Origin of the sequence: Prolixibacter sp. SD074 (assembly GCF_009617895.1) — a bacterium.
In the GTDB taxonomy this organism is placed as follows: domain Bacteria; phylum Bacteroidota; class Bacteroidia; order Bacteroidales; family Prolixibacteraceae; genus Prolixibacter.
In genome coordinates this window covers 2,158,597-2,183,464 of record NZ_BLAW01000001.1, presented here as the reverse complement: position 1 = coordinate 2,183,464, position 24,868 = coordinate 2,158,597, and the positions used below count along the sequence as shown (strand labels likewise).

The 24,868-nt window shown below is 45.3% G+C and carries 22 protein-coding genes; 9 read left to right on the top strand and 13 right to left on the bottom strand.

The features are described 5' to 3' along the window. Positions 1–36: 36 nt before the first annotated feature. Genes leuC through leuB form a run of 4 tightly spaced genes read left to right on the top strand, consistent with a single transcriptional unit; the run spans position 37 to position 4,721 of the window. The gene (gene leuC, locus GJU82_RS09510; RefSeq protein ID WP_153631930.1) at positions 37–1,443 is read left to right on the top strand and encodes a 3-isopropylmalate dehydratase large subunit; all 1,407 of its coding nucleotides are present in this window, start codon (positions 37–39) and stop codon (positions 1,441–1,443) included. A gap of 23 nt (positions 1,444–1,466) precedes the next feature. Then, positions 1,467–2,060: a 3-isopropylmalate dehydratase small subunit gene (gene leuD / locus GJU82_RS09505; protein ID WP_153631929.1), complete on the top strand. Its 594-nt coding sequence runs from the start codon at positions 1,467–1,469 to the stop codon at positions 2,058–2,060. Positions 2,061–2,073: 13 nt separating this feature from the next. Continuing rightward, a complete protein-coding gene (locus tag GJU82_RS09500; protein WP_228488648.1) occupies positions 2,074–3,615 on the top strand; it encodes an alpha-isopropylmalate synthase regulatory domain-containing protein in 1,542 nt (513 codons plus the stop codon). Between the two features lie 32 nt (positions 3,616–3,647). Then, positions 3,648–4,721, top strand: coding sequence for a 3-isopropylmalate dehydrogenase (leuB, locus tag GJU82_RS09495; protein ID WP_153631928.1), 1,074 nt, complete (start codon positions 3,648–3,650; stop codon positions 4,719–4,721). 170 nt (positions 4,722–4,891) lie between these two features. On the opposite strand, the gene GJU82_RS09490 is transcribed toward leuB, so the two are convergent. Beyond that, positions 4,892–5,995 (bottom strand): AhpC/TSA family protein, encoded by a 1,104-nt coding sequence (locus GJU82_RS09490; protein ID WP_153631927.1) that lies wholly within the window; start codon positions 5,993–5,995, stop codon positions 4,892–4,894. A 366-nt stretch (positions 5,996–6,361) separates the two neighbouring features. Here GJU82_RS09490 and GJU82_RS09485 point away from each other — a divergent pair, with 366 nt between their 5' ends. Next, positions 6,362–7,372 (top strand): aldo/keto reductase, encoded by a 1,011-nt coding sequence (locus GJU82_RS09485; protein WP_153631926.1) that lies wholly within the window; start codon positions 6,362–6,364, stop codon positions 7,370–7,372. 87 nt (positions 7,373–7,459) lie between these two features. Here GJU82_RS09485 and GJU82_RS09480 read toward each other — a convergent pair whose 3' ends face one another. Both GJU82_RS09480 and GJU82_RS09475 read right to left on the bottom strand, forming a co-directional pair. Continuing rightward, a complete protein-coding gene (locus tag GJU82_RS09480; RefSeq protein ID WP_153631925.1) occupies positions 7,460–7,756 on the bottom strand; it encodes an RNA-binding protein in 297 nt (98 codons plus the stop codon). A gap of 199 nt (positions 7,757–7,955) precedes the next feature. Beyond that, positions 7,956–8,231: a hypothetical protein gene (locus tag GJU82_RS09475; RefSeq protein ID WP_194831019.1), complete on the bottom strand. Its 276-nt coding sequence runs from the start codon at positions 8,229–8,231 to the stop codon at positions 7,956–7,958. A gap of 181 nt (positions 8,232–8,412) precedes the next feature. Between GJU82_RS09475 and GJU82_RS09470 the strand changes: the two genes are divergently transcribed. Then, positions 8,413–10,815: a TonB-dependent receptor domain-containing protein gene (locus GJU82_RS09470; protein WP_194831018.1), complete on the top strand. Its 2,403-nt coding sequence runs from the start codon at positions 8,413–8,415 to the stop codon at positions 10,813–10,815. Positions 10,816–11,214: 399 nt separating this feature from the next. Here GJU82_RS09470 and GJU82_RS09465 read toward each other — a convergent pair whose 3' ends face one another. The 6 genes from GJU82_RS09465 to GJU82_RS09440 all read right to left on the bottom strand — a co-directional run bounded on the left by GJU82_RS09465 (position 11,215) and on the right by GJU82_RS09440 (position 16,558). Then, entirely contained in the window at positions 11,215–12,102 is an 888-nt protein-coding gene (locus GJU82_RS09465; RefSeq protein WP_153631923.1) for an NADPH-dependent 7-cyano-7-deazaguanine reductase QueF, read from the bottom strand. Between the two features lie 41 nt (positions 12,103–12,143). Beyond that, entirely contained in the window at positions 12,144–13,013 is an 870-nt protein-coding gene (locus GJU82_RS09460; protein WP_153631922.1) for a 7-carboxy-7-deazaguanine synthase QueE, read from the bottom strand. Positions 13,014–13,019: 6 nt separating this feature from the next. Then, the gene (locus GJU82_RS09455) at positions 13,020–13,592 is read right to left on the bottom strand and encodes a 6-pyruvoyl tetrahydropterin synthase family protein (protein WP_153631921.1); all 573 of its coding nucleotides are present in this window, start codon (positions 13,590–13,592) and stop codon (positions 13,020–13,022) included. An 11-nt stretch (positions 13,593–13,603) separates the two neighbouring features. Further along, positions 13,604–14,275, bottom strand: coding sequence for a 7-cyano-7-deazaguanine synthase QueC (gene queC, locus GJU82_RS09450; RefSeq protein WP_153631920.1), 672 nt, complete (start codon positions 14,273–14,275; stop codon positions 13,604–13,606). Positions 14,276–14,585: 310 nt separating this feature from the next. Further along, entirely contained in the window at positions 14,586–15,104 is a 519-nt protein-coding gene (locus tag GJU82_RS09445) for a DUF4251 domain-containing protein (RefSeq protein ID WP_153631919.1), read from the bottom strand. A 467-nt stretch (positions 15,105–15,571) separates the two neighbouring features. Continuing rightward, complete coding sequence (locus GJU82_RS09440) at positions 15,572–16,558, bottom strand: isoaspartyl peptidase/L-asparaginase family protein (RefSeq protein ID WP_153631918.1); 987 nt, start codon at positions 16,556–16,558, stop codon at positions 15,572–15,574. Between the two features lie 180 nt (positions 16,559–16,738). On the opposite strand from GJU82_RS09440, the gene GJU82_RS09435 reads away from it, so the two are divergent. Both GJU82_RS09435 and GJU82_RS09430 read left to right on the top strand, forming a co-directional pair. Continuing rightward, positions 16,739–17,317 carry an HdeD family acid-resistance protein gene (locus GJU82_RS09435; RefSeq protein WP_153631917.1) on the top strand — a complete coding sequence of 193 codons (579 nt, stop codon included), beginning with the start codon at positions 16,739–16,741 and terminating at the stop codon, positions 17,315–17,317. A 139-nt stretch (positions 17,318–17,456) separates the two neighbouring features. Next, the gene (locus tag GJU82_RS09430) at positions 17,457–18,245 is read left to right on the top strand and encodes a hypothetical protein (RefSeq protein ID WP_153631916.1); all 789 of its coding nucleotides are present in this window, start codon (positions 17,457–17,459) and stop codon (positions 18,243–18,245) included. Between the two features lie 131 nt (positions 18,246–18,376). Here the strand turns inward: GJU82_RS09430 and GJU82_RS09425 are convergent, their stop codons facing one another. The 4 genes from GJU82_RS09425 to GJU82_RS09410 are packed head-to-tail and all read right to left on the bottom strand — an operon-like array spanning position 18,377 to position 22,090. Then, positions 18,377–18,874 (bottom strand): GNAT family N-acetyltransferase, encoded by a 498-nt coding sequence (locus tag GJU82_RS09425; RefSeq protein ID WP_153631915.1) that lies wholly within the window; start codon positions 18,872–18,874, stop codon positions 18,377–18,379. Further along, complete coding sequence (locus tag GJU82_RS09420; RefSeq protein WP_153631914.1) at positions 18,855–19,814, bottom strand: ATP-grasp domain-containing protein; 960 nt, start codon at positions 19,812–19,814, stop codon at positions 18,855–18,857. Before GJU82_RS09420 ends, GJU82_RS09425 begins: the two co-directional genes overlap by 20 nt. After that, positions 19,774–20,805: a hypothetical protein gene (locus GJU82_RS09415; RefSeq protein WP_228488647.1), complete on the bottom strand. Its 1,032-nt coding sequence runs from the start codon at positions 20,803–20,805 to the stop codon at positions 19,774–19,776. Before GJU82_RS09415 ends, GJU82_RS09420 begins: the two co-directional genes overlap by 41 nt. A 19-nt stretch (positions 20,806–20,824) precedes the next feature. Then, positions 20,825–22,090, bottom strand: a complete 1,266-nt coding sequence (locus GJU82_RS09410) for a KamA family radical SAM protein (RefSeq protein WP_228488646.1) — start codon at positions 22,088–22,090, stop codon at positions 20,825–20,827. Between the two features lie 566 nt (positions 22,091–22,656). On the opposite strand from GJU82_RS09410, the gene GJU82_RS09405 reads away from it, so the two are divergent. After that, a complete protein-coding gene (locus GJU82_RS09405) occupies positions 22,657–24,837 on the top strand; it encodes a hypothetical protein (protein WP_153631913.1) in 2,181 nt (726 codons plus the stop codon). The last annotated feature ends 31 nt before the right edge of the window (positions 24,838–24,868 follow it).

The following is a 24,868-nucleotide window of genomic DNA, read 5'->3' as shown; positions in this document are numbered from 1 at the left end:
TGCGTTTAGACAGTATTAATTTTGAATGATTTTCAAATGAGCTCAGAAGCAAAAACACTTTTTGATAAGATATGGGATGCTCATGTGGTGGAGCATGTGGATAGCGGCCCCGATGTGCTTTACATCGACCGTCATTTAATCCACGAAGTAACCAGCCCGGTTGCATTTGGTGGTTTGGAACGTCGCGGTTTGAAAGTTTTCCGTCCGGAAAATACCGTGGCAACCCCCGACCATAACGTTCCGACTGAAGGTCAGGAATTGCCTATTAAGGAGATGCTTTCGCGTAAGCAGGTCGATACGCTTACCGCGAATTGTCAAAAGCATAATATTGACCTGTATGGACTGAATCACCCGTACCATGGCATTGTTCATGTGATTGGGCCGGAACTGGGGATTACACAGCCCGGGATGACCATCGTTTGTGGTGACAGTCATACATCAACACACGGAGCTTTCGGAAGTATTGCTTTCGGAATTGGTACCAGTGAGGTCGAAATGGTGTTTGCCAGTCAGTGTATTCTTCAGCCTAAGCCGAAGAAAATGCGCATCAATGTGGATGGTGAATTACACAAAGGGGTGACGGCGAAAGACATTGCCCTTTACATTATTTCTCAAATTTCAACTTCCGGTGGTACCGGACACTTCATCGAATATACCGGTTCGGCCATTCGCAGTCTTTCGATGGAAGGAAGGATGACCCTTTGCAACATGAGCATTGAAAGTGGCGCCCGTGGTGGTATGATTGCTCCGGATGAAGTAACTTTTGAATATATCAAAGGACGTGAGTTTGCTCCCAAAGGTGAAGAGTGGGAGAAAAAACTTGCTTACTGGAAAAACCTGAGATCGGATGACAATGCTGTATACGATTCGGAATACAACTTCGATGCAGCCGATATTTCTCCAATGATTACTTATGGTACCAATCCCGGAATGGGAGTCGGCGTCGATGGTAATATCCCAACCGGTGACGATATGGGTAAAAGCGACCGCTTTACCTTCAATAAATCACTGGAATATATGGGATTCCATCCCGGAGATCAGATGATGGGCAAGCAGGTCGACTACGTATTCATCGGTAGTTGTACCAATGGCCGGATTGAAGACTTCCGTGCTTTTACACAGTTTGTAAAAGGTAAGAAAAAAGCCGATAATATTACGGCCTGGCTGGTACCGGGTTCACACCAGGTGGAAGATCAGATCCGGGAAGAAGGGCTGGTCGAAATTCTGGAAGAAGCCGGTTTTGAGCTTCGACAACCGGGATGTTCTGCTTGTCTGGCCATGAACGAAGACAAAATTCCGGCAGGGAAATACGCTGTTTCTACTTCGAACCGGAACTTCGAAGGACGTCAGGGACCGGGTGCCCGCACGATGCTGGCCAGTCCCATCATGGCTGCAGCAGCTGCAGTTACCGGCCGTGTAACTGATCCGCGTGAATTTTTTTAATGTGAACTTTCAATTGATTGATTATGCCTATCGATAAATTTGTAAAATTCCGGAGTCCGGCAGTTCCACTGCCCATCGAAAACGTGGATACCGACCAGATTATTCCGGCCCGCTTCTTGAAAGCGGTAGAGCGCAAAGGTTTTGGTGACAACCTTTTCCGTGATTGGCGCTATAAAAGCGGCGATACGCCAAATCCCGATTTTGTTCTGAACGAATCTCGCTACAGCGGAAAGATTCTGGTTGCCGGTAAGAACTTCGGCAGTGGTTCGAGCCGGGAGCATGCCGCCTGGGCCATCTACGATTACGGATTCCGCGTAGTCGTATCGAGCTTCTTTGCCGATATTTTTAAGAACAATGCCTTGAATAACGGGTTATTACCGGTAGTGGTATCACCTGAATACCTGGAGAAATTGTTCGAAACCATTGAAGCCAATCCGGCAGCTGAGTTTGAGGTGGATTTGGAAGCGCAGACTTTCACCAATATCGAAACCGGCGAAACAGCGGATTATGAAATCAATGCGTACAAAAAGAAGTGCCTGTTAAATGGCTACGACGATATCGATTTCCTGGTTACCCTGAAAGATAAAGTCGCCAGGTTCGAAGAATCGCTACGATAAACAAGTGTGACTGATGAGCAGAGCTATGGCAGATAAAGTGTATATCATGGATACAACCCTGAGGGATGGCGAGCAGACCTCGGGGGTTTCTTTCTCGGAAACCGAGAAGCTGAGTATCGCAAAAATTTTACTCGAAGAGGTCAAAGTTGATTACCTCGAGATTGCGTCGGCCCGGGTTTCTGACGGAGAGTTCAGGGCTGCTCAAAAAGTTATCGAATGGGCTGGAAAAGCTGGTTATCGCGATAAAATTGAAATTCTCGGTTTTGTTGACGGGGGCACCTCCCTAAACTGGATTAAGGATACCGGCGGCGAAGTTATGAATCTTTTGACCAAAGGCTCGTACCGTCATTTAACACAGCAGCTCAAAAAATCGACGGAGCAACACATCCAGGACATCCGTGATATTATTAACCTTGCTACCGGGATGGGCATCAGGGTGAACATTTACCTGGAAGATTGGTCGAACGGGATGCGTCATTCCCCCGATTACGTGGAAAATTTACTGGACGGATTGAAGGATGAAATGGTTCAACGCGTAATGTTACCCGATACGCTTGGTATTTTATCGCCGCTGGAAACATTCGAGTTTTGTCGTATGATGATCGAGAAATTTCCGAAAATGCAATTCGATTTTCATGCACACAACGACTATGATTTGGCGGTGGCCAATGTTGAGGCTGCATTACGCGCAGGAATAAACTGTGTACACACTACCGTGAACGGACTCGGTGAACGTGCCGGAAATGCACCGTTATCCAGTGTAATTGCCTTGATAAACGATCATCTGAAGAGGCCGAACTCCATTAATGAGCGGAAACTGGCCATGGTCAGCCGTTTGGTTGAGAGTTTCTCCGGGGTTCGTGTTCCCACGAATAAACCGGTCATCGGGGAAAATGTTTTTACGCAAACAAGTGGCATACACGCCGATGGTGACAAAAAGGACCAGTTGTATTTCAACGAATTGTTGCCTGAACGGTTTGGCCGTACCCGGAAATACGCCCTGGGGAAAACCTCCGGTAAAGCTAATATTGCTAAAAATCTGGAAGAGATGGGCATTCATCTCGACCCGGATGATTTGAAGAAGGTAACGGGAAAAATCATCGAACTGGGAGATCGAAAAGAGAGCGTGACGGCGGAAGATTTGCCGTATATATTGTCGGATGTGCTGAAGAGTGAATCGATTGTTCAGCATATTCATTTGAAAAACTATGCTATTTCGCATGCATTAGGCTTGCGCCCGATGGCGACAGTACGCATTTCGATTGATGGAACCGAACATGAAGATGCAACTTCCGGTGATGGTCAGTATGATGCGTTTATGAATGCTTTGCGCAGAATCTACCATAAACTGAATAAACCGTTTCCGGCGCTTACGGACTATGAGGTAACCATCCCGCCTGGCGGAAATACCGATGCTTTGGTAGAGACCGTTATTACCTGGCGTATGGGACGCGAATTCAAAACCCGTGGATTGGATCCCGATCAGACAGCCGCAGCGATTAAAGCGACAATGAAAATGTTAAACATAGTGGAAAACGATAATCAGATTTTCTGATTCGGATTCCGGGAAAATATGAACCGATAAGTATGAAATTGAACGTTGCAGTGTTACCCGGCGATGGAATCGGACCGGAAATTGTCGAACAAGCCCTCAAGGTAACCAATGCCATTTGCGCCCGCTTTGGACACGAATTACAAACCACAACCGGTTTAGTTGGGGCAGTAGCTATTGACGAAACCGGTAATCCGTACCCGGAAGAAACACACCAGCTTTGCATGGGATCGGATGCCGTATTGTTTGGAGCCATTGGGCATCCGCGCTTCGATAACGATCCGTCGGCAAAAGTGCGCCCGGAGCAAGGCCTTCTGGCTATGCGAAAAAAGCTGGGCTTGTATGCCAATATTCGCCCGACAATAGCTTTCCCTTCATTGCTGGATATGTCGCCGCTAAAGCGTGATCGCATTGAAGGAGCTGATTTTGTTGCCATTCGTGAATTAACGGGTGGTATCTATTTTGGTCAGCCACAAGGACGCTCGGAAGATGGAAATACGGCTTATGATACCAGCATTTATACCCGCGAAGAAATTGAGCGTATCCTGAAACTTGCCTTCGAATTCGCGATGCAACGGCGTAAAAAATTGACCATCGTCGATAAGGCAAATGTTCTGGCAACCTCACGGTTATGGCGTACTATTTCACAGGAAATGGCACCCAAATATCCCGGGGTAAAAGTGGAGTACATGTTCGTTGACAACGCTGCCATGCAAATTATTCAGTGGCCCAAACGTTTCGACGTGATGGTTACCGAGAATATGTTTGGTGATATCCTGACTGATGAGGCCAGCGTAATCGCCGGTTCACTGGGCTTGTTGCCATCAGCATCGATAGGAATTCACACTTCGGTATTCGAGCCCATTCACGGCTCTTATCCACAGGCAGCAGGCAAGAATATTGCTAACCCGTGTGCAACCATTCTTTCGGTAGCTATGATGTTTGAATATGCATTCAAGTTGCAGGATGAAGCAGCCCTTATCACGGAGGCGGTGAACGCTTCGATTGAAACTAAAGCCGTTACTGAAGACTTGGCCGGAGAAGTTGGAAAGGCACTTGGAACGGATGAAGTAGGTGACTGGATTGTTGGGTATATCCGGAAGAAATGACCCTTTCCATTTAACGATAATAATGGCGGGGTAATCATTACTATTGATTATCCCGCTTTTTTCGTATATTGAAAATAGTAATCATAAGTGATGTAATTATACGAACTTTTGGGGATAAGGCTTAGCAGGAAAATGTGCAATCAGCATATATAGCGTTATTGATTGAATTATTATTTCTTCAACCGTGCAGATAGTTCGTTCCGTAAATCGTCCCCGCGAAGATTGTGTGCGATAATTTTTCCGTTTTGGTCCAACAGAATATTGGAAGGAATGGAATTGACGCCATACAAGTCGGCTGCTGAGTTTTTCCAACCCTTCAAATCCGATACCTGGGTCCAGGCCAGCTTATCGTCGTTTATGGCTTTTAACCATGCATCCTTTTTGGAATCGAGCGATACACCCATTACACTAAATCCATCGTTACGGTATTTTTCCCACACCGAAACCACATTTGGATTTTCCTGCCGACAGGGGCCACACCAGGAAGCCCAGAAATCAACCAGAAGGTATTTGTGTTGTTTGTAGACGTCCGAAAGTTTAACCGGCTTTCCATCGGCATCATTCATTGTAAAATCGGGAGCCTGCTGACCAACAGCTACCTTTTCGAGCTTCGAAATTCGCATGCTTAGTGTTTGGGCGCTGGGTGTTTTCATTACGTCTTCCGAGAAATTCTCCACGTAGCTTTTCAGTTCACTGGCATCCATTCCGTACTGAATCTGTAGTAAGATGTAAGGTGCAACAAACGAATTGGGATTATCCAGCACAAAAGCTTTTTGGATATCGGTTTGTATTTTATACAAGTCGTTTAATTCTTTTTCTATTTGGGCAGTTGCAGTGGTATCGTTTTCCGAGCGCGCCTTGGCATATCTTTCATAATACGATTGCATTCGGTCGGAAATACTATCCACACGGGCATAAAAATCTCTGAATTCGTCTTGTGCTGCAGAGCCTTTTACGATAACATCCTTCGGATTGTCACTGCTTCCATTAATGGTAATATTGCTGTTTTCCAGGAAGAAAGGAATAGCATCTCTCCGGCCCGTGGGAGGCATAACGTAATACATTCCGGGAACATCAACGATCCCTGTAAAATTGAATTTCCCCTTTTTCATTTGTGTCGAATCAGCAGTAATCCAGTCTCCGCCGATTCTCTTCTTTAGTGTGACCGGGCCATCTTTCCATCCTTTAATGTTTCCATCAACTAAAAAGCTTGGATTAGTGGAACAGGATACGGCAACTACTGCCACGGCGAATAAGTAAATTAGCTTCTTCATAACAAAACGATTTAATTTTTTGGAAAAACTCCGGACAGCCACTGCGTTGTACGGGTGTATTTGTCTAAACTTAACTATTAAATGTTAATTAAACAACTGCAATCTTCGAAGGTTGTATCGATTATGTGCTGATTATCACTGTTTAACAATTTTTAGTAAACGGTAAGATCGTGAACTATTTATAAAATAGGCTGTTTTGATAAGGAATATTGACAAACCAATTAAGCAATGAAACGAACATGAACTTTTTTAATCAAAAGTTCGCCAAAGGCAATGATTAAAAAAAGTTTATGTGAGAGCGAAGCGGTTCCATACGTTCTCAAATTTAGAATTAAATGATGGGCCATAATTATAAATTTTAAACGTATGAAAAAAAGAAGAGAATTTATTCAGACGATGCTGGGGCTAACTGCCGGCATGATGCTTCCATATCGAAGCTTTGGCAATCTCTCAGCAAATGACAAATGGGGCAAAATCTTACCACAACGAAAACTGGGTAGTACCGGAGAAAATGTAACCATGCTTGGCGTTGGAGGCTACCATGTGGGATGGACGACCGAGCAGGATGCACAAGAGGTAATTGAAGCGGCCATTGAAGGAGGAATCCGTTTTTTTGATACAGCCGAATCATATGCTGACGGTGAAAGTGAGCGGCGTTACGGGAAATATCTGGTACCCAAATACCGCGATGATATCTTCCTGATGACAAAAACCTCTGCCCAGGATGCCAAAACCGCCCGTGAACATCTTGAAGGGTCCTTGAAACGGCTTCATACAGATCATCTCGATTTATGGCAAATTCATTCACTTCAGTCACCCGAGGATGTCGATACGCGCATTGCCAATGGTTTATTGGATGTTGTTCGGGAAGCTAAAGAGTCAGGGAAAGCCCGGCATATTGGATTTACCGGGCACCAAAATCCGTATGCCCATTTGCGTATGCTGGAAAAGACCGGAGGAATGGAACTTTTCAGCACTTGCCAGTTCCCTGTTAACCTTGTCGATCTCGCTTCTGAACATAGCTTTGTCAGGAAAGTAATACCGGAGGCCATTGATAATAAACTGGCGGTATTGGCGATGAAAACCCTTGCAGATGGCCGTTTCTTTGGCAAGAAAGTCATGAATGGAAATGAAGTATGGAAATCGGATGATCCAGTGGTACCCGGAAGATTATCGATGCGCGATGCGCTGTTCTTTTCCTGGTCAATGCCAATCAGTGTATTGATAACCGGAGCGGAAAATGCCGGCTTTATTAAAGAGAAGATAGCCCTGGCAAAGGAATTCAGGAAAATGGACGAAGCGACGCGGGAAAGATTGGCAAATAAAGTAGCCGATTTGGCTGAAGCGGGGAAAGTGGAGTATTATAAGAAAGTGTGAAGGTGAGCTCTGAAAAATCCAAAAATGCCAACCGATATTGCATAATAGTTTTATACCGGTTGGCATTTTTGTCTTAAGAACTATTTTCTATTGATAAGAATGCCGGGATGGCGCTTTCATTCTTTTTTCAGAATAGGTTCCACTAGCTTGGCGCCCAAAGCGAACCACCATTTTCCGGCCGGCGATGATTAAACCATTTGCATTGTCGACAGCCCTGTTGGCTTCATAATCGTGCTCCATCTCCACAAAACCAAATCCTTTACTTCGGTGCGACTCTCTGTCGCGTACAATTCTGACGGATGTAACATGTCCGTATTCTGAAAAAAGCTCGTACAAGTCTTCTTCAGATATTCGGTAATCAATATTTCCTACATAAAGCATCATAACAAGGTATTTAAGATTGGTATAGGCTATGTTATAAGATTAATCTAAGCTGTCGGGAGCTACCTGTTTTTAATAGAGAACGTAACTCTAAAACTAATGAATGTTGTTCTGATTTAAAATGTTTTATAGCCATTTTCTGCTGGTAATATTTATATGACAACCCGACCTCATACCGCTGAGATAAAAAATAAACGCCGGATTATCCGGCGTTTTCTACTATTCTAAATAAATCGTTAAAATCGAAGGAAGGCTGCGCCTGTGGAATATCCACCACCAAAAAACGGTGATTCCTAAAAGGGAGGTAGCCCCATCGCCCCATAAGTGGCCACTTTTTCGCAAGGTTACATCGCTGAAAAGCGGTGTCGTGCCCCGAAGCAATAACCAAAGCCTGCTTCGATTTTCCCATGGCGAAGTAGCCTTCGACAATTTCCAGGGCATTGATTAAGGAAGAACAAGCCGATGAAATAGTTGCCACCTGTGCGTCTTTGATGAATGTTGGTTCAAAACCTTTGATGGTGGTATGTGATGATTAGGTTGTAGGGCATATAAATAAATAATAATTTATTATTGATAAATTGTTATAAAATGTTAAATTCGCAGAAGTTAAAACAAAGATCAAAATATTTATGGGGCGTTTAAGCAAGAAACAAGTGTTTTTGTTAGCACTTTTAATCTTCGTACTAACCCCGTTTCAATACTTATTCGGACAGAGTGATAAAGATGGTGGGCCGGGAGAAATTCGGGGAAGAATCCTCGATATGAAGTTAAAACAACCGATTGAGTACGCTAATATCGCCTTATTCCGTTCCGTTGATTCAGTGTTAATTAACGGAACCGCGTCAGCAAGAAACGGCTCGTTTGTGCTAAAGAATATTCCTTACGGGAAATATTTCATGAAAATTCGTTTTATGGGTTATTCGCCACGGGTGATGACGAATGTAGAACTTGCCCAAAAGCGAAATCCACTTGTCCTCGGCGATTTATTTCTGGAACCGGATGTGAAGCAACTTGGCGAGGTCGATGTTGTTGAACATACTGGGGGTGTGAGCACCAAACTGGACAAAACGGTGGTGAACGTTGCTAACCGGATGGAAGGGGCTGGAGGAACCGTGGTTGACTTGCTGCAGCGTGTTCCATCGGTAAATGTAACGCCAAGCGGTAACCTGACCCTGAAGGGAAGTGAAAATTTCCTGGTGCTGATTGATGGAAAACCAACTCCATTGAAAGGCAATAATGCATTAAAGAGTATTCCCAGCGACAATGTCCAAAAGGTTGAGGTAATTACCAATCCTTCGGCCAAATATGACTCGGATGGAACAGCCGGCATCTTAAATATTATTACGAAGAAAGGCAGGGCTGAAGGATGGGATGGTAACATCACGCTCGCCCATGACCAGATAGGCGGTTATGCTTCCGATTTTATCATTAATCATAAAGCTGGAAAACTCAGCTTCTTCGTGGGAGCCGACCATAATAAGCGGAATATGGAAGGAGATGCGACGTCAGTGGTGAAGAACTACCAAAATGGTTATTTGCTTCAGAGTAACCAGGACGGGAGACGTTATTCCTACCGAAAAAATACTGGCGTTAGGGGAGGCATAGAATTTGCACCATCGAAAAAAGATGACCTGTTGCTGTCAGCAACCGCCGGAACCTATTATGTATTGAACCATGCCGACTTTGATATGACCTATTCTTCCAATGAACCTGATTCTTATGATATAAAACGTTTGAGTGTTGGGGAAAACCGAAGGCCCGGGGATTACCGGGGAGCATCGTTATCGTATACCCATGCGTTTAACGACAATGGGCATAAACTGGAAATCACCGGACAGTGGAACAATACTTCGTTTGACAACCGGATGCATAATGAGCTGAAAGACGAAGCCGGAAACCTGGCCAACTGGATGAAGACGAAGGATTCGCGCAACGACGATGATAGTCGGATTAATCTGGATTATTCTTTGCCGTTAGGCGATAAAAGTAAGTTCGAAGCCGGGTATCAGTTTCGCAAAGAGAAGGAATCTTCTGATTATACAGCAGATTTATCTCAGGCAGGTACCGAATTGTCCGCTTTTTCGGTTGGGGACTCAAAAAGCAGTTTGAGCCGTGAGATTCACGCGTTTTACAGCCAGTACCGGAAGAATTGGGAGAAAATGGAACTTCAGCTGGGATTACGAGCTGAACATACATCGAGATTGCTAAACAGTGTTACAGATAACTGGCAGAAAAAAGTTGATAAGTGGGATTTCTTTCCCTCATTTTTCCTCAATTATCATTTGCCTCACAAGCAAACGATGAATCTTGCTTTTTCGCGAAGAATTGATCGGTTGACGACCATTCAAATGGAGGCCAGTCCCAGGTGGTTTGATTTTGACTACGTTCAATCAGGAAATCCATTCCTGGATAACGAATACAACAACTCGCTGTCGTTGACTTATTCCAATTCCTTCAAGGGCAACAGCATCACGCTGAAAGGTTATTACGATTACTACACGAATCATATTTTCAAAGTGCAAAGCATTTACGCGGGAACCGTCGTCAATTACAAATTCGAAAATGTGGGAGACGAAGATGCGCTGGGATTAGATGCCACATTCAGTTTTAAGATGAATAGCTTTTGGACCATGATGCCCATCTTCAATTTCTATAAGTTCAGGGTGAAGACGGAGGGCGAGCTTGCTCCGGTTTATGGCACGCGTGGTGATGCCGGAGTGAATATCCGTTGGTCGAATTCCTTCAGAATCTCCGATAATACCTTTTTCCAGATTATGCCCACATACGGAACCGGCGTGAAGCGGCCACAGGGTAGCAACGAGCATGTTTTTTACACCTACATATCTTTTCGTCAGCAGTTCCTGAAAAAAAGATTGTCGTTGACCGTAATGGCTTACGATATTTTCAATACAACGGATATTGTGACCAAAATAAACGAGCCGGATTTTTACCAGATCACGTCTATGAAACCGAATTATCCAATCCGCTTGACAATCTCGTATCGTATCAACAATTACAAGCGCGATAAACGGAAACAGGCAACTAAAGTAAATATGGATTAATAATCGGTTCGTTCTACCTTTTTACATTGATTTTGAATACGTCGGCATAAACAAGACGAGGTTCGTTGTTGGGCGGAAGTTCATCGCCTCGCTGCCGAATCGTTGTTTTCAGCTGAACACCGGATCGCATATGGTATCGGAGAAAAGCGGATCGGCATCAGCTGACCGAAGTTCGTGCCGCACTTTTCCGTATTACTTTTGCCCAAGAAGGGTACCTCAATTTTCACATTGATACTGGCTTCACCAATCATTTTCCCGACTTTCTTTACCTGCCCGCCGTTCACCATCTAGTCGGCCATAATGGCGTTAAATGAAAGGTAAAACTCCATGCTCGGCGTGATAATGCCTGGAATTGCGAGGTTTCCGTTGATGTTAAAATAACCTGACAATTTATTGAGATTATTGCCTGAGTAATTTAGACGAAAGTTTTTCGGGCGAGGTCAGATTTGCGGGCAAAAGCTCCGGATGACTGGCTCTCGACGGGCAGATATCGATTCCTCCACGACGGGTATAAACGCAGGTAACCATCAATTTTTCAGGCTGAAACTTCTCCCATAGTTTTTTGTACAGCATTTCGCAAATTTCTTCATGAAAATGGTTTTCATTCCGGAAGGAGACAATGTATTTGAGCAACCCTGTTGGTTCCGGCAATGTTTCTCCTTCGATGATTACAAAGGCGCTTCCCCAGTCGGGCTGATGGGTCACTTTGCAATTGCTGCGAAGAAGATGTGTCGCCAGTTTTAATCGCTTTTCGTTTGATTTTGCCGGTTTCAGTAATTCCGGGTTTTCCGAGAAATCGTTAAACTGAATGTCTTTCAGATCCAACTCTTCTTCCATTACCATGAAATCCTGAAAATCATGACCAGCAACTTCCGGTTCTTTATCGAAAAATGCCAGCTTTACTTCGCATCTCAGCAATGCCCCCAAATCATTTTTGATGATACCGGTCACCTGTTCAATACCTGATTTTCGATCGTTTCCATACGATGACATGTTGAACGAGTTCAGGTACAATTTCAGCGATTTGCTTTCCACCAGAAACGGACTGTCAAACGGATAAACCAATTTGAGCAGGCCGGTAACGGGCAAGCCGTTTTCAGTCAGAAATCCCACCTCGTAGGCATGCCATGTATCCAGTCCGATAAATTCAGTTGGCGGCTCGCTGATGCCGTATTGTTCGCGGTTCACCTTACGGGGAACGGCAACCAGCACTTCGGGCGCATACTGTTTTGGGTAATCGACTTTTTTGCCCAGCAACTTATCTTCGGTTGAGATGGTATTCTTCATGATCAGGCACTAGATTTTGGAAAATAGATATCAGACTTAACTTAGACGCCCGGGTTATCGCCGAACAGATCGATGTGGATGCGCGGGCAATAACGCCAGCCATGTTGGATGGCCGTATCGAGCACCCGATGGCTGGTTTTTCCCAGCGTCTGATGGTTACCTCCCAACGGCATCGCCAGAATATCGGAAGGTTCCCATCCGGTGATATGATTCAGGACTTCGTCGTGAATGGACTTTGCATTTTCCGGTCCGGTCATCACGAATTTTAGTTGGAAATCTTTTTCTCCACCAGAATTCCGGCACACATCGATGTATTGTTGAATAACCTCGGGGTACGGAGTTTTTTGAGAAGGAGCCGAGGCTACTTTTTCAGCCAGCTGTTGAGGCAGCTGCTTCAGCTTTTCTTCAGTCACCAGCGAATCGCTTAGCTTTGGCGAAATGCTGAACAGATCAATGTAAGTGGCCAGCTCTTCATCGAACAAAGTCCCGTTAGTTTCTATAGTAATGTGAACACCAAACTCTTCTTTCAGTCGACGACAAAGCTCTTTGAGAGAACGGTGTTGCATGGTCGGTTCACCGCCGGTAATCACCACGTGGCGCATGTTTCCCAAATTGTGTTTCACCGTTTCGATGATTTCATCAACCTTCCACAACCGGTTTTTGCTTATATCGAACGAGGAATCCGGTGTATCGCAAGCGCTCACACCACCTCCAGGCACATTCCACATGCACCGGAGGTTGCATCCCGATAACCGGATGAAAAGCGAAGCTGTGCCTGCCAGTTTTCCTTCACCCTGTATGGTTCCCGGATGTTGCAGACCGGTAGCCGGCACATCAGCCAGCGACTTGCCTTCAGCATCCTTGGTAATTGGGAAAATGCCGTTATTGACCAAAAGAAGTGACGCGGCCATGCGATTTTAATTTTCGAGATGGGTATTTGGGAATACTTTCTGCTCTTTCAGCTCCTGCCACCAATCCATATCATCCCACTCGGTTTGAATACCTTCGCTCAGCTTGATATCGTCCAGCGTAAAATCAACCAATGCGAAGTCTTCAGTGAATGCTTCGGCGTAACCGGTTTGGGTTTCGTGTACTCTTACCGACTGAAGTTGTATATCGCCTTCTCCGTTTTTTAGTTCCGTGTTCCGGATGATTTTGTCGATCACATACAGGAACATCAGTGCATAACCTTCTGCTGAAGGCGAAACGGGTATTTCAGCCACCCGCTGGTTGATTTGATACACCGCCTCCTTGATTTCCGGCTTCTCTCCCTGCCAGAGTGAATAAGCATGATCGAAACTGTTGATGAATTCGCCCACTTTACCCAGGAGGATGAAATCGAGCACCATGTATCCTTTGTCGAGTTTGTTCGATTTGATGAAGACTTCTACTTCGTATGAATGGCCGTGAATGTTTTCGCGGCATAGCTTCGATGAACAATTGCGCACAATATGGGCGCCTTCGAACCGGAATTTCTTTCTGATAATCATCTCTCTTTCTTTTATTTTTCCAACAACGGATCGGTATAACCTGCCTCTTCAAATGCTTTTGCGCGAAGCAGACAACTGTCACACGTTCCACACGGTTTTTCGCCACCGCGGTAGCACGACCAGGTGAGGCCAAAATCGACTCCCAATTCCATCCCAAGACGGATTTCATCAGCCTTCGTCTTGTCTATAAACGGGGCGCGTACATGGATGGGATCGTCCATCTCGGCGCCACAAACTGTTCCTTTATTGATGGCGGCTTCCATGGCATTGATGAATTCCTGGCGGCAATCGACGTAGCCGGAATAATCTATCTGGCTAACCCCGATAAAAATGTCGCGGGCGCCAATGGCCTCGGCATACGAAGCCGCTACCGACAGGAAAACCATATTTCTAGCCGGAACGTATGTAACAGGAATGTCGGTGCGGGTAATATCGCCGTTTTCTACCTCGATGGATTGATCCGTTAAGGCCGAGCCGCCCCACAAATCCAGTCGCATATTGACAATGTGATGTTCTTTTACACCGGTACTTTTGGCTGTTTCGCGAGCTCCCTGTAGCTCACGTTCGTGGCGTTGCCCATAGTCGAACGAAAGTGCATATAACTCAAAGCCCTGAGACTTTGCGAGGTGTAACGCTACCGATGAATCGAGGCCGCCGGATAAGAGGACAATTGCTTTTTTCATATTCTGATACCAATAAGATTTTTTCAAAATCATCAGAAGTGGGAAACCTTATTCCTGAAAAAGCAATAAACTTACGAGATAACATCCGGACATACAGTTCGAAGAGGGAGGGAAAATATTCTCTCTCGATGGGCCCGTAGTTTTGTTTATAGACAGGATGGTTTCGAACTGTCTGTTGATATATTCGACGGGGCAAAGTTAGGAAAGATTTACCTTTCTGCAAGCTTCTTTCATCGGCAAAAGGACATGCAAAATGGGCTGCAAAGAAGGGGTATTTCTTCGCGGCCCATTAGGTTGCCTGTTTCAGGGGCTACTCGCTCTCCTTATTTCCCAGGGCACTGATTTGCCCGTAATAACTGATTGAATTGCGGTTGTTGCTATTGATAGTAAGCGTTCCGTAACCGCTGTTGCCTACCGAAAGTGTCATGGAATAACTATCGGTTGTATTTTTTACCGTTGCACGTATCAGATATCCCTTGTCTTTTTTTTCAGGTGTAATGGTATATGTACCTGGTTTATTATCAAACTTAATGCCCCCGCTTCCGCCGTAAGGGATATTATATGCACGGCCAAAGAACGGCATATTGGCTTCAATCCGATCGGGATGAAATTTGACAAAATTGGGATTGGTGGTCAAATCCATGGTTTGTCCGCCCATCGGCATCGCCTGACGCGCAACAAACTGAAATTTTTTTGAATTCACCAGTTTCTCTGTTTGCTCTTTCTGTTTTTGTTTTTTGTCCTGCTTCAAAGGATTTTCTGCGCCATATACCAAAACTCCCGGCAACAACGCTAAAATCATCAATAATGAAAATACTTTTCCTTTCATGATATTCTGTCGTTTGAGGTCATCGTGTTCACGCTTATTGGTATACCAAATGATATGCCATTGTATGGATTAATAACATTAATTATGAATTGATTGAGAGATTTAAAGAACGTAACCAATAAGTTACGAAAAAACATGGTTTTTTTCCTTCACTGCAGGGGAGGAATTAAGTAACACTTCTTATTAAAATTAAAGAAGTAAATATTCTTGTAATTAAAGTTTTTAAAAGTTTCCGTTTCAATAAAATCCTGATGTAAATTTGAGTGAATGTGAAAAAAGATGCAGAAAAACGTGAGAATAATTGGAATGATTAGCGTTCGAAAGGCGGTTTGGTGCGTGGCAGGCTTAGGTGTGATTTTGCTCTTTGTCAACCAGGCTTATTCAGGAAACAAATCAAAGGTTAATAGGGTAGAAAAAAACCGTATTATGTGTCCGGTTGAGGCGTTTCATCCTAAGACCTACGTTTGTTATTTCTTCAAAAGGCTGGTTGCGTCAGTCAGGGTATTTTGACCATCTTTCCACAGCGCATAGTTAAATCCGGGATGAATGCAGTAAGCGCCCGTTTCTCCTGCCTTGTTAATGGCGATGTACCCGATTTGAAATTTCTCGTAACCCGGAATTTTCTCAGCAATCCGGTGGACAGCCTCCTCACAGGCCTGTTGCGGGCTGCTCCCGTTTCGCATCAGTTCCACGACCAGGAAACTACCGACGGTTTTCATCACCAGCTCACCCATACCGGTTGAAGCGGCCCCACCTATTTCGTTATCGCAGAACAATCCGGCCCCGATGATTGGCGAATCGCCTACGCGGCCATGCATTTTAAACGCGGCCCCACTGGTGGTGCAGGCCCCGGATAGGTCGCCATTGGCATCAATAGCCAACATGGAAATCGTATCATGGTTTTCGATGTTGATCACCGGCTCGTATTTCGATTTCTTTTTCCACTCGTCCCAGGCCTCACGGGCTTTATCTGTCAGTAAATTTTGCTTTTTAAAACCTTTTTCCAGTGCAAACTGAAGCGCGCCTTCGCCTGAAAGCATTACATGCGGCGTATCCTCCATCACTTTCCGGGCTACCGAAACCGGATGAGCAATGTCTTGCAAAAACGTAACCGAGCCGGCATTTCCTTTTTCGTCCATGATGCAGGCGTCCAGCGTGACATAGCCGTCGCGATCAGGATAGCCGCCTAACCCAACCGTCATGATGTTTGGATCGGCTTCAGGAACACGTACGCCTGCTTCTACTGCATCCAGCGAACGGCCTCCTTTTACCAGGATTTTGGCTGCCACTTCATTGGCCGCCAATCCGTGTCCCCATGTTGAAATGATGATGGGTTTTCCTTTTAATGGAGTTGACGCTGTTGCTTGTCCCGCTGCAGCGGAAATTCTCTGGTTGAGAAGTAATCCGGACGTTGCGGCAACTGAGCCGGCTAAAAACTTTCTTCGTGAGATCATAAGTCGACATTCATTTTTATACTCGAAACGCAACCTATATAGAATTTTTCTAAAGTGTATTAATTTTTAAAAGGATTTATGTAATTAATATGTCAATTACTGATGATGTATTAGGCTTAGTCAAAAGAAATTGGTATTTTTTAGAAGCGAAAGATTAAAACGTAACCAAATCATTTCAAAATGCAGAATCGTATGTTTACCAGTTATCGAAGTGCACTTATCCGTGGGATTATCGCGCTGCTTATCGGGGGATTGGCTGTGTTTGTTCCCAATATTACCTTGCAGAGTATTGTTATTTATATCGGAATACTTATCCTGTTGGGAGGATTGGTGTCGCTGTTATTTGCTCTGCGAAGCAAGAGTCCTTCGGGGCGCAATATGCTCATGACGCAGGCTGTTTTCAACCTGATTATCGGAATTCTGTTTGTGGCCCTTCCGGCAACGATGGTAAAAATATTCGTCATCGTACTTGGATTGGGATTCCTCTTTATCGGTATTTTTCAATTAATGGGCGCCCTAAATGTGCGGCACGATTATGGTTGGTCGTGGATTTATTTCATCATTTCGATATTGATGATCATTGCCGGGGCCGTCATGTTGACAAATCCCTTTAGCAGCGCCGAAACCATTCTTATATTCATTGGCGTGTTAATGTTGGTTTACGGTGCGTCTGAGTTATACATGGCGTGGAAATTAAGTAGTAAACCGAAAACATACCAGGGACAGGAGGCCAAGGATACACATTTTAAGGAGTTGTAACTGTCAGGGAACCAACTTAAATTTCTTTATTTGCTTTGCCTTTCGGGAAAACTTAACGAAATTTTAAGAAAGATGGGTATGTAAACTATCAGGAAATAAAGGTGTTTCAGGCGAAATTTGCTATATTCAGTCGCTGAAAGTGCTCGACATTGATTCTCTAATCCTATTTCTGAAAAGCCATGATTCTTACTCGTGTACTGGTGTACCTGCCATTTTTTTGCTTACCGCTTGCCATCCTCCTTCGCATGATGCCGTTGAGGAAGAACATGGCAATCTGACCGCCTTTGTCAATCCATTAATCGGAACAGGAGACGCAACGACTCCATCGGCAAAAAAATTTGGTGGCGGAAATTCGAGTCACGCACAAGTGATTCCCGGTGTTGGATTTCCTTTCGGGATGACGCAGTGGACTCCACAGACACGCATTTCAGAAGCACATTGTCTGGCTCCGTATTATTATGCTGATACAAAGATACAGGGATTCCGGGGTACCCACTGGATGAGTGGCTCGTGTACACAGGATTATGGCAGCATGGCCATTATGCCCTTATCGGGGAAAATCATTCCGGATGCAGGGCAAAGAGCCTCCTCTTTTTCGCACGAACGTGAAATAGCCAAAGCAAATTACTACCAGGTATTTCTGGACGATTATAAAATCAATGCGGAAGTGACAGCCGAGAATCATTCTTCGGTGTTGCGTTTTACCTGGATGACGGACTCGGCAAAGTACATTCTTATCAATCCCAACTCCGACGAAGGACAAGGCTTTGTAGAAGTGGATACTGCCAGGAATGAAATTAGGTGTTACAATCCGGTTCACCGAATTTACCAGGGATTGGGAGAGCCGGCTGGTTTTAACGGTTGGTTTGTTATAAAGTTTCCTGAAAAGATTACTGATTTCGGTGTTTGGAAAGGTGATTCCATCTAAAAAGGTGGCGTGCTGGAAATGAAACTGGGAGATAAGGCTAACAAAAAATGGGGAATAGCCCCGGAGGACCGTCCCTTTTCATTGGAATGATAACACACGATATCTAATTGGAAGTTCCCGGCTTCACAGCTTTATAATTGTTTGGTGAAAATCAGTTTGCTGTCGTCCACATCGTAATAATCTTTGAGCCCGGCCACCAGCTCATAACCCATGCGGAGATAAAATTCTACCGTGGGTTGGTATAGTGCCCGTCCCGATGTTTCGATGTAGATAAAACGCCCTCCGGATGTCCGGATGGCATCTTCGGTTTTGTGCAGCAATTGTCTTCCCAGTCCGCCTCGACGATGGAGCGAATCGACAGCAATCCAGTATAGATCATAATTTTTTATTGTACACGGGATTTCGCCATAGCAAGTATACCCCACGGTCTCACCATCGACATCCACGAAGAAAAAATGATAACCACTTTCGTCACCACGCGTAAGATATTCCTGAATGAGTTCCAGCGCCACGTCCACCTCATCGGGACGGAAAAAGCCCGTTGACGCAAGGATACGTTTCACAGCATCGTAATCCGAAGGGCGGACCTCCTGCCGGAAGGCAATTGTCTTATTTGCGGTTAATATCATCTATAATTCGTTTAATTACTTCGGTATTTCCAAGTCCGGCCTGCTCACAGGCAGCGATAAAACCACTGTTTGGCGAGATACATGGGTTGGCATTGATTTCAATGACATAAGGAATTCCTTCATTCGAAATCCGAAAATCAACCCGCGCATAACCTTTTAGCCCGAAAGCGGACCAGCACTGCGCACTGATGCGTTTCAGTCCGGCCAGCAACGAAGCCTCTTTCGCTTCGAAAGCGAAAGATCGGACCGTGTTTTTATATTCGAATGAATCAGTTTCCCATTTGGCTTTGTAGCCTAAAATACGTGGCCGATCTTCTGTATAATTCCGGAACCGCATTTCAGCCGGCGGGAGGACCTCGGGGCCTCTTGCTCCTGCTAAAACCGAGACATTGAACTCTCTTCCCTGGATAAATTCTTCAGCAAACCAATCATCCGGGACGTGTTCAATCTGGTTTCCCATGTAGATGAGCTCATCGGTAATACCGACGGAACCGTCTTCCGAAATTGGTTTCAGGATATATTCCTTCGTCGGTTCGATTGCTCCGCTGGTTGTTGCCCAATCCGGAGTGATAATATGCTCAGCACGTAAAATTTTCTTAGCTGTTACTTTATCAGTAGTAAGAAACATGGCCGTTGAACCAGAGCCGGAAAAACGAATATCTCCGGATTCCAGGATTGCGGGTACCATGAAGCTCAACTTGCCTCTTCCATCAACGGTTTCCACCAGGTTGAAGATGAACCCCGGGTCGATTTTACGAATGCCATTGATGAACCATGGGATATTCAAATTGAATGCCATCCGTTGTGAATGGTACCCAAGTTCTTTCAGCGCTTCTTTTACCCAATGGGACTGATCCAATACATCCCGCTCATCTTCGGCAGGATTGGGCGAAAGCGGATTATGCAGAATAATGACTTGTCTGGTATCCTGATTCATCATTTGCTTCCTCCTTTATACCGGCCCGGTTAAGGGCCGATTGCATGATTTCTCTTATTAATCTCCGGTAAGGATAATTGCTTAGGCGGGCCAGGATAGGCAAATCCGAATAGGTTGGATTGAGCCCGGCCAACGGGTTTACTTCCACAAAGTTCGGAACGCCGTTCCGGTCGGTTCGAAAATCAACCCGTCCGGCATCTTTACCGTCAATTTCGCGCCAGGCGGCAAGGGCCATTTTCGCACATTCGTTTGCCAGTTTGTCATTGGCCAACCGGTAGGTCACGTACTTTTCGTAATCTTTTTTTACCGAATAGGAATAGATTTTATCCGGGCAGGCATCATTGAAAACAATCTCCATTACGCCGAGTGCACGCGCTTTCTTGCCCGAACCGACAATGCCCACCGTGAATTCTCTTCCCGGTAGGAAAGTCTCCAGCAACACCGGCTGATGGAAAGTCTTTAGCAAAAATGCACAGCTCGAATGTAATTTATCCCGCGTATCAATCAATGAGTAACCATCAATGCCTTTGCTGGTACCTTCAGCTACCGGCTTGACAAACAACGGGAAAGGCAAATTCACTTCGTCCAGTTCTTTTACATGGCGAATCACGGCGAAAGGAGCTGTTGGGATGCCAGCCTCCCGGATCACCATTTTGGTCAGCGCTTTGTCGAGTGTCAGGTTCATCACCGTGGCATTGCTGAACACATGAGGAATTTGGTACGCATCGAGAAGTGCCGGTATCTGGGCTTCTCGGGCAATGCCATGTATTCCTTCTGCAATATTGAACACGATATCACACCGTTTGCCTGAGGCCAGAAATTGTACCAAAGCGAATAGATTCCCGATGCGAAGTGTATGGTAACCCAACGCACGCAGATTCTCCTCGATTGCTTCGATCGTTTCGATTGTATCGAATTCGGCAATAGCTTCTTCTGAATATCCCAGACGCCGGTAATCATCCTTCAAATCGAAGGTTAAACCAACTGTAATCATTTTCGATCTTTAGCGGATGTTAATTAATGTCTGGATAGGTGTATGTATTTCCTTCGTAGTTTCTCAGCGCCACTTCTCCGTTTCCGATTCCCTGTACATAATTGGGGAGCAACGGAATTTTACCGCCTCCCCCGGGTGCATCGATTACAAAGTGAGGGACTGCATACCCTGAAGTGTATCCTCGCAGTCCCTGGATGATTTCCAATCCTTTGCTTACCGGGGTCCGGAAATGCAGCGAACCGGGAACCGGGTCACATTGATAAATGTAGTAAGGGCGTACCCGGACTTTGAGCAGTCCCTGATTGAGTTTTTTGAAAGTTTCTACTTCATCGTTAATGCCTTTCAGCAAGACCGTTTGGCTACCCAGCGGAATGCCGGCATCGGCCAATCGGTTGCAGGCTTCCTGTGTTTCCACTGAAAGTTCGTCGGGATGGGCAAAGTGAACGCTCATCATCAGCGGATGGTATTTTTTCAGCATCCTCGTAAGCGGCTTGGTAATACGCATGGGGAGTACAACCGGAACTTTGGTCCCGATTCGGATAATTTCCACATGCGGAATAGCCCGAAGTTTTGACAGCAGATATTCCAGGCGGAAGTCCGGTAAGGTGAGGGGGTCGCCTCCGGAAATCAGCACGTCACGTATTTGCTTGTTTTGAGAGATGTATTCGATGCCCCGATCCCATTCCCGGGTTGAGGCATGGATTTTATGCCGTTTGGCCACCATGTGGCTGCGGGTGCAGTAACGACAATATGCCGAGCAAAAACCGGTAACCAGGAACAATACCCGGTCGGGATAGCGGTGAACAATTAATCGCGTGGGCGAATCACCTGTCTCGTTGAGCGGGTCGGCAACTTCGCCCGGACTCATAATCAGCTCTTCCGTCGTAGGAATGACGGTCCGGTAAAGCGGATGCCGGCCCGGTAGCCTGCTTAGCAAACTGGCGAAATAAGGTGTAATCTGAAACGGCAGATGATTTTCGGGGAGGGAGGAGATGAGTTCTCCTTCTGTTTTTCCCAAAATATCCGTTAACTGTTTCGAGGTGCGGATGCTGTTCTTTAGTTGCCAGCTCCAGTTGTTCCACTCACGGATGGTGGCTGTGGGATAAAATTGGTTGATAAATTGAGTAACCGATTGGTCGTAGGGAAAGGCCGGGACAATGCTCATTCTTTCCATTTGGTCGGGGTGTTGTCCTGCTATCATGAGCGGGACAGGTGCGTCCGGTGAGTCAACCGGAGCATTCTCACCAGAAGCAGTACTCCTTGCAGTGGTCATTTCTGATTTCATGGATAAAAATAATTTTCTTTAGCGTTGATTTTTGTGCCTGCCGTTTATTCATTGCTCACAATTTCAATTTGTTATCGTCCGGACAGTGACCTTGATTATAAAAACAAAGCTATGCTAAAATTCAATTGAGTGTTCAATTTAGGAGTATTATTTCACAGGGGGGCCGCACTTTTTTTTATAACATTAGTTGATTGATTTTCAGCTTTCGCAGTTTACTTATCAGTAGATTATAGTGAAGATTTTCTTTTATAGGGCTTATGGACTTTTGGGTTAAAGGTTTTAGGGGGATTTTCATACGTTTAAAATTTATAATTATGGTCCATAATTTAATTCTAAATTTGAGAACGAATGGAACCGCTTCGCTCTCACATGAACTTTTTTTAATCATTGCCTTTGGCGAACTTTTGATTAAAAAAGTTCATGTTCGTTTCATTTTATGTTCATCCGAAAAGCAACGTAGAATGAGATTTGTTATTGTTTAAAACCGATACATATAGTGGAAAGTCGTATCTTCGTATAAGTGAATTTGCAATCCCATAGTGGGTTCGGCTTAAATAACCTGATTTATGACACCCCGTTTACTAATCTTGATGGCTGTTCTATGCCTGTTTGGTTTCCCTACAGCCTCGGCGCAGAAAAAAAACTTGTTTGTGCTGGATGGACGAGCCTCCACCGATCAGAATATGTCTGAAGGTATCCATATTACCATTTTTAACGAAACGGGCAATAAGGCCCTGCCCGGAATTGATCTCGATGAGCGTGGATATTTTCACATCACGCTTTCTTACCAGAAAACCTACCTGGTCGGTTTTCAATACCAAGGTTATTACACCAAAATTTTCGAAGTATCGACAGTTGTACCTGCGGATGTTTTGTCGGTTGACCCCTATTTCAAACCGTTTCGTTTCCAGGTAACCCTTCATCCCGCAATTGAGGGCTTACAGCCTGAATTCAGTAAGAAGCCCATCGCCAGGATTCATTACTCAAAAGATGTGGATGGATTTGAGGCGGCAGCTGTTTACAGTGACAAAAAAATCAATAAGCAAATTGAGAAAGCAGTCGCTGAAAATGTGGAGCGAAAAGTCAATGAGCAACTGTCGCGGGCCGAGGATTACCAGGCCCAGGGACAGTGGGAACTGGCCATGGCAGCTATTAAACAGGCGAAGGATTTGGATCCCCGGGATTCAGACTTGAAGAAAAAGATTCGTGATGCCGGGAAGGAAGTAAAATCTAAAGAAAAGGAACCGGATACATCCAGCCGGCAATATGCCATGTATATCAACGAAGGCGACATCCGGTTCAACGAAAAATCGTTTGATGATGCCAAAAGCGCTTACCAAAAAGCGTTGAACGTGGTTCCCGGTGATTCATTGGCGCAGGCCAGGCTCAAATTGGTCGATGAGCGTTTGCAGGCAATGGCTGATGAGAAGGCGCGGTTGTTTGCCGAAGCTGCTGCAAAAGATAAAGCTTTTAGCCAGGCGGTGAACAAGGCAGACAGTCTTTTCGGCCGGAAGGAGTATCCTGATGCGAAACTGGCTTATCAGCAGGCGCTGACGATTATTCCCAATAGTGAAAAACCGCAACGGCAGATTGCCGAAATCAACCGTTTGATTGCCCGGGATGCCTCGCTTGCAGCAGCTTTTACTGATGCAGTTTCCAGGGGAAATCAACAGCTGGGGGCGAAAAACTATCGCCCGGCAGTCGATATTTTTAACGAAGCGCTGAATATGAAACCCGGCGATGCGACGGTGACCGCGCTACGCGATTCAGCCACGGTATTGTTGAAAAATCAGCAGGCCAGGCAACAGGCATTGGCAGCGGCAAGAGCAAAAGAAGGGCATTTCCGCGATTTAATGGACCAGGGGGACAAAGCCTTTGCCGTTGCCAGCTATGAGCAGGCTGTCAACTTTTTTGGTCAGGCATATCGTCTGAAAGAGGATTCGGTTGCCCGGAGAAAAGGTTTGGAAGCCCAAAATATGCTGGACCAACAACAGCTGGCCTCTGTTCAACAGACGGCAGCAAAGGCGGCTGAGAATGCAGTTGCTTCAGAATTAACGAATGTTTCTTCCGACTATCAAAAACAAATTGCTGAAGCTGATCAGGCATTCAAAAGAGGAGAGTGGGCAGGAGCTCGTTTTTATTACTTCGAAGCGCTGAAAGAAAAGCCAGGCGACACGTATGCCGGTGCGCAGGTGAACGAATGCGATGAGTTGATTGCTGCCCATATTACCGCTGATATGCAGCAAAAATATTTGGTTTTTCTTTCCAATGGCGACATCGGTTTCCTTGATGAAAATTATGCCAGTGCGAGGCTGAATTACAGGAAGGCACTGAACATCAAACCGTGGGAGAAATACCCGCGCCGTAAGCTCGAAGCCATCGACCGGGCGATGAAAAACTGGAAATCGGATGAAGAACGCCGAAAGTTTACCGATGCCATCGAAAAGGCTGATGATGCCTTTGATAAGGGCGAATATGCAGTGGCGCGTTTCTATTACCGGCAGGCGGCCGGTATTAAAGCCGATACCGTGGCCGATGAACGGTTACAGGAAATTGCCTCCATTATTGCCGGGGTGCGTCAAAGCAGTATCGACAATCAATACAACGAAGAGGTTCGCAAGGCTGATGCGGCCTTTCATCAAAAAAATCGTACCGTGGCAAGGTTTTATTATCAGAAAGCAATACAACTAAAGCCAAATGAAGCCTATCCGAAAGATCAACTGAAGAAACTGCAGGCAGATAATTAGGTTACTGTCCTGTTTTTCGGTTGTTTAGAAA

Excerpts from the sequence above, each read along its gene's own strand:
- leuC (WP_153631930.1), top strand. The coding sequence starts at position 37 with ATGAGCTCAGAAGCAAAAACACTTTTTGATAAGATATGGGATGCTCAT.
- leuD (WP_153631929.1), top strand. The coding sequence starts at position 1,467 with ATGCCTATCGATAAATTTGTAAAATTCCGGAGTCCGGCAGTTCCACTG.
- GJU82_RS09500 (WP_228488648.1), top strand. The coding sequence starts at position 2,074 with ATGAGCAGAGCTATGGCAGATAAAGTGTATATCATGGATACAACCCTG.
- leuB (WP_153631928.1), top strand. The coding sequence starts at position 3,648 with ATGAAATTGAACGTTGCAGTGTTACCCGGCGATGGAATCGGACCGGAA.
- GJU82_RS09490 (WP_153631927.1), bottom strand. The coding sequence starts at position 5,995 with ATGAAGAAGCTAATTTACTTATTCGCCGTGGCAGTAGTTGCCGTATCC.
- GJU82_RS09485 (WP_153631926.1), top strand. The coding sequence starts at position 6,362 with ATGAAAAAAAGAAGAGAATTTATTCAGACGATGCTGGGGCTAACTGCC.
- GJU82_RS09480 (WP_153631925.1), bottom strand. The coding sequence starts at position 7,756 with ATGATGCTTTATGTAGGAAATATTGATTACCGAATATCTGAAGAAGAC.
- GJU82_RS09465 (WP_153631923.1), bottom strand. The coding sequence starts at position 12,102 with ATGAAGAATACCATCTCAACCGAAGATAAGTTGCTGGGCAAAAAAGTC.
- GJU82_RS09460 (WP_153631922.1), bottom strand. The coding sequence starts at position 13,013 with ATGGCCGCGTCACTTCTTTTGGTCAATAACGGCATTTTCCCAATTACC.
- GJU82_RS09455 (WP_153631921.1), bottom strand. The coding sequence starts at position 13,592 with ATGATTATCAGAAAGAAATTCCGGTTCGAAGGCGCCCATATTGTGCGC.
- queC (WP_153631920.1), bottom strand. The coding sequence starts at position 14,275 with ATGAAAAAAGCAATTGTCCTCTTATCCGGCGGCCTCGATTCATCGGTA.
- GJU82_RS09445 (WP_153631919.1), bottom strand. The coding sequence starts at position 15,104 with ATGAAAGGAAAAGTATTTTCATTATTGATGATTTTAGCGTTGTTGCCG.
- GJU82_RS09440 (WP_153631918.1), bottom strand. The coding sequence starts at position 16,558 with ATGATCTCACGAAGAAAGTTTTTAGCCGGCTCAGTTGCCGCAACGTCC.
- GJU82_RS09435 (WP_153631917.1), top strand. The coding sequence starts at position 16,739 with ATGCAGAATCGTATGTTTACCAGTTATCGAAGTGCACTTATCCGTGGG.
- GJU82_RS09425 (WP_153631915.1), bottom strand. The coding sequence starts at position 18,874 with ATGATATTAACCGCAAATAAGACAATTGCCTTCCGGCAGGAGGTCCGC.
- GJU82_RS09420 (WP_153631914.1), bottom strand. The coding sequence starts at position 19,814 with ATGATGAATCAGGATACCAGACAAGTCATTATTCTGCATAATCCGCTT.
- GJU82_RS09415 (WP_228488647.1), bottom strand. The coding sequence starts at position 20,805 with ATGATTACAGTTGGTTTAACCTTCGATTTGAAGGATGATTACCGGCGT.
- GJU82_RS09410 (WP_228488646.1), bottom strand. The coding sequence starts at position 22,090 with ATGAAATCAGAAATGACCACTGCAAGGAGTACTGCTTCTGGTGAGAAT.
- GJU82_RS09405 (WP_153631913.1), top strand. The coding sequence starts at position 22,657 with ATGACACCCCGTTTACTAATCTTGATGGCTGTTCTATGCCTGTTTGGT.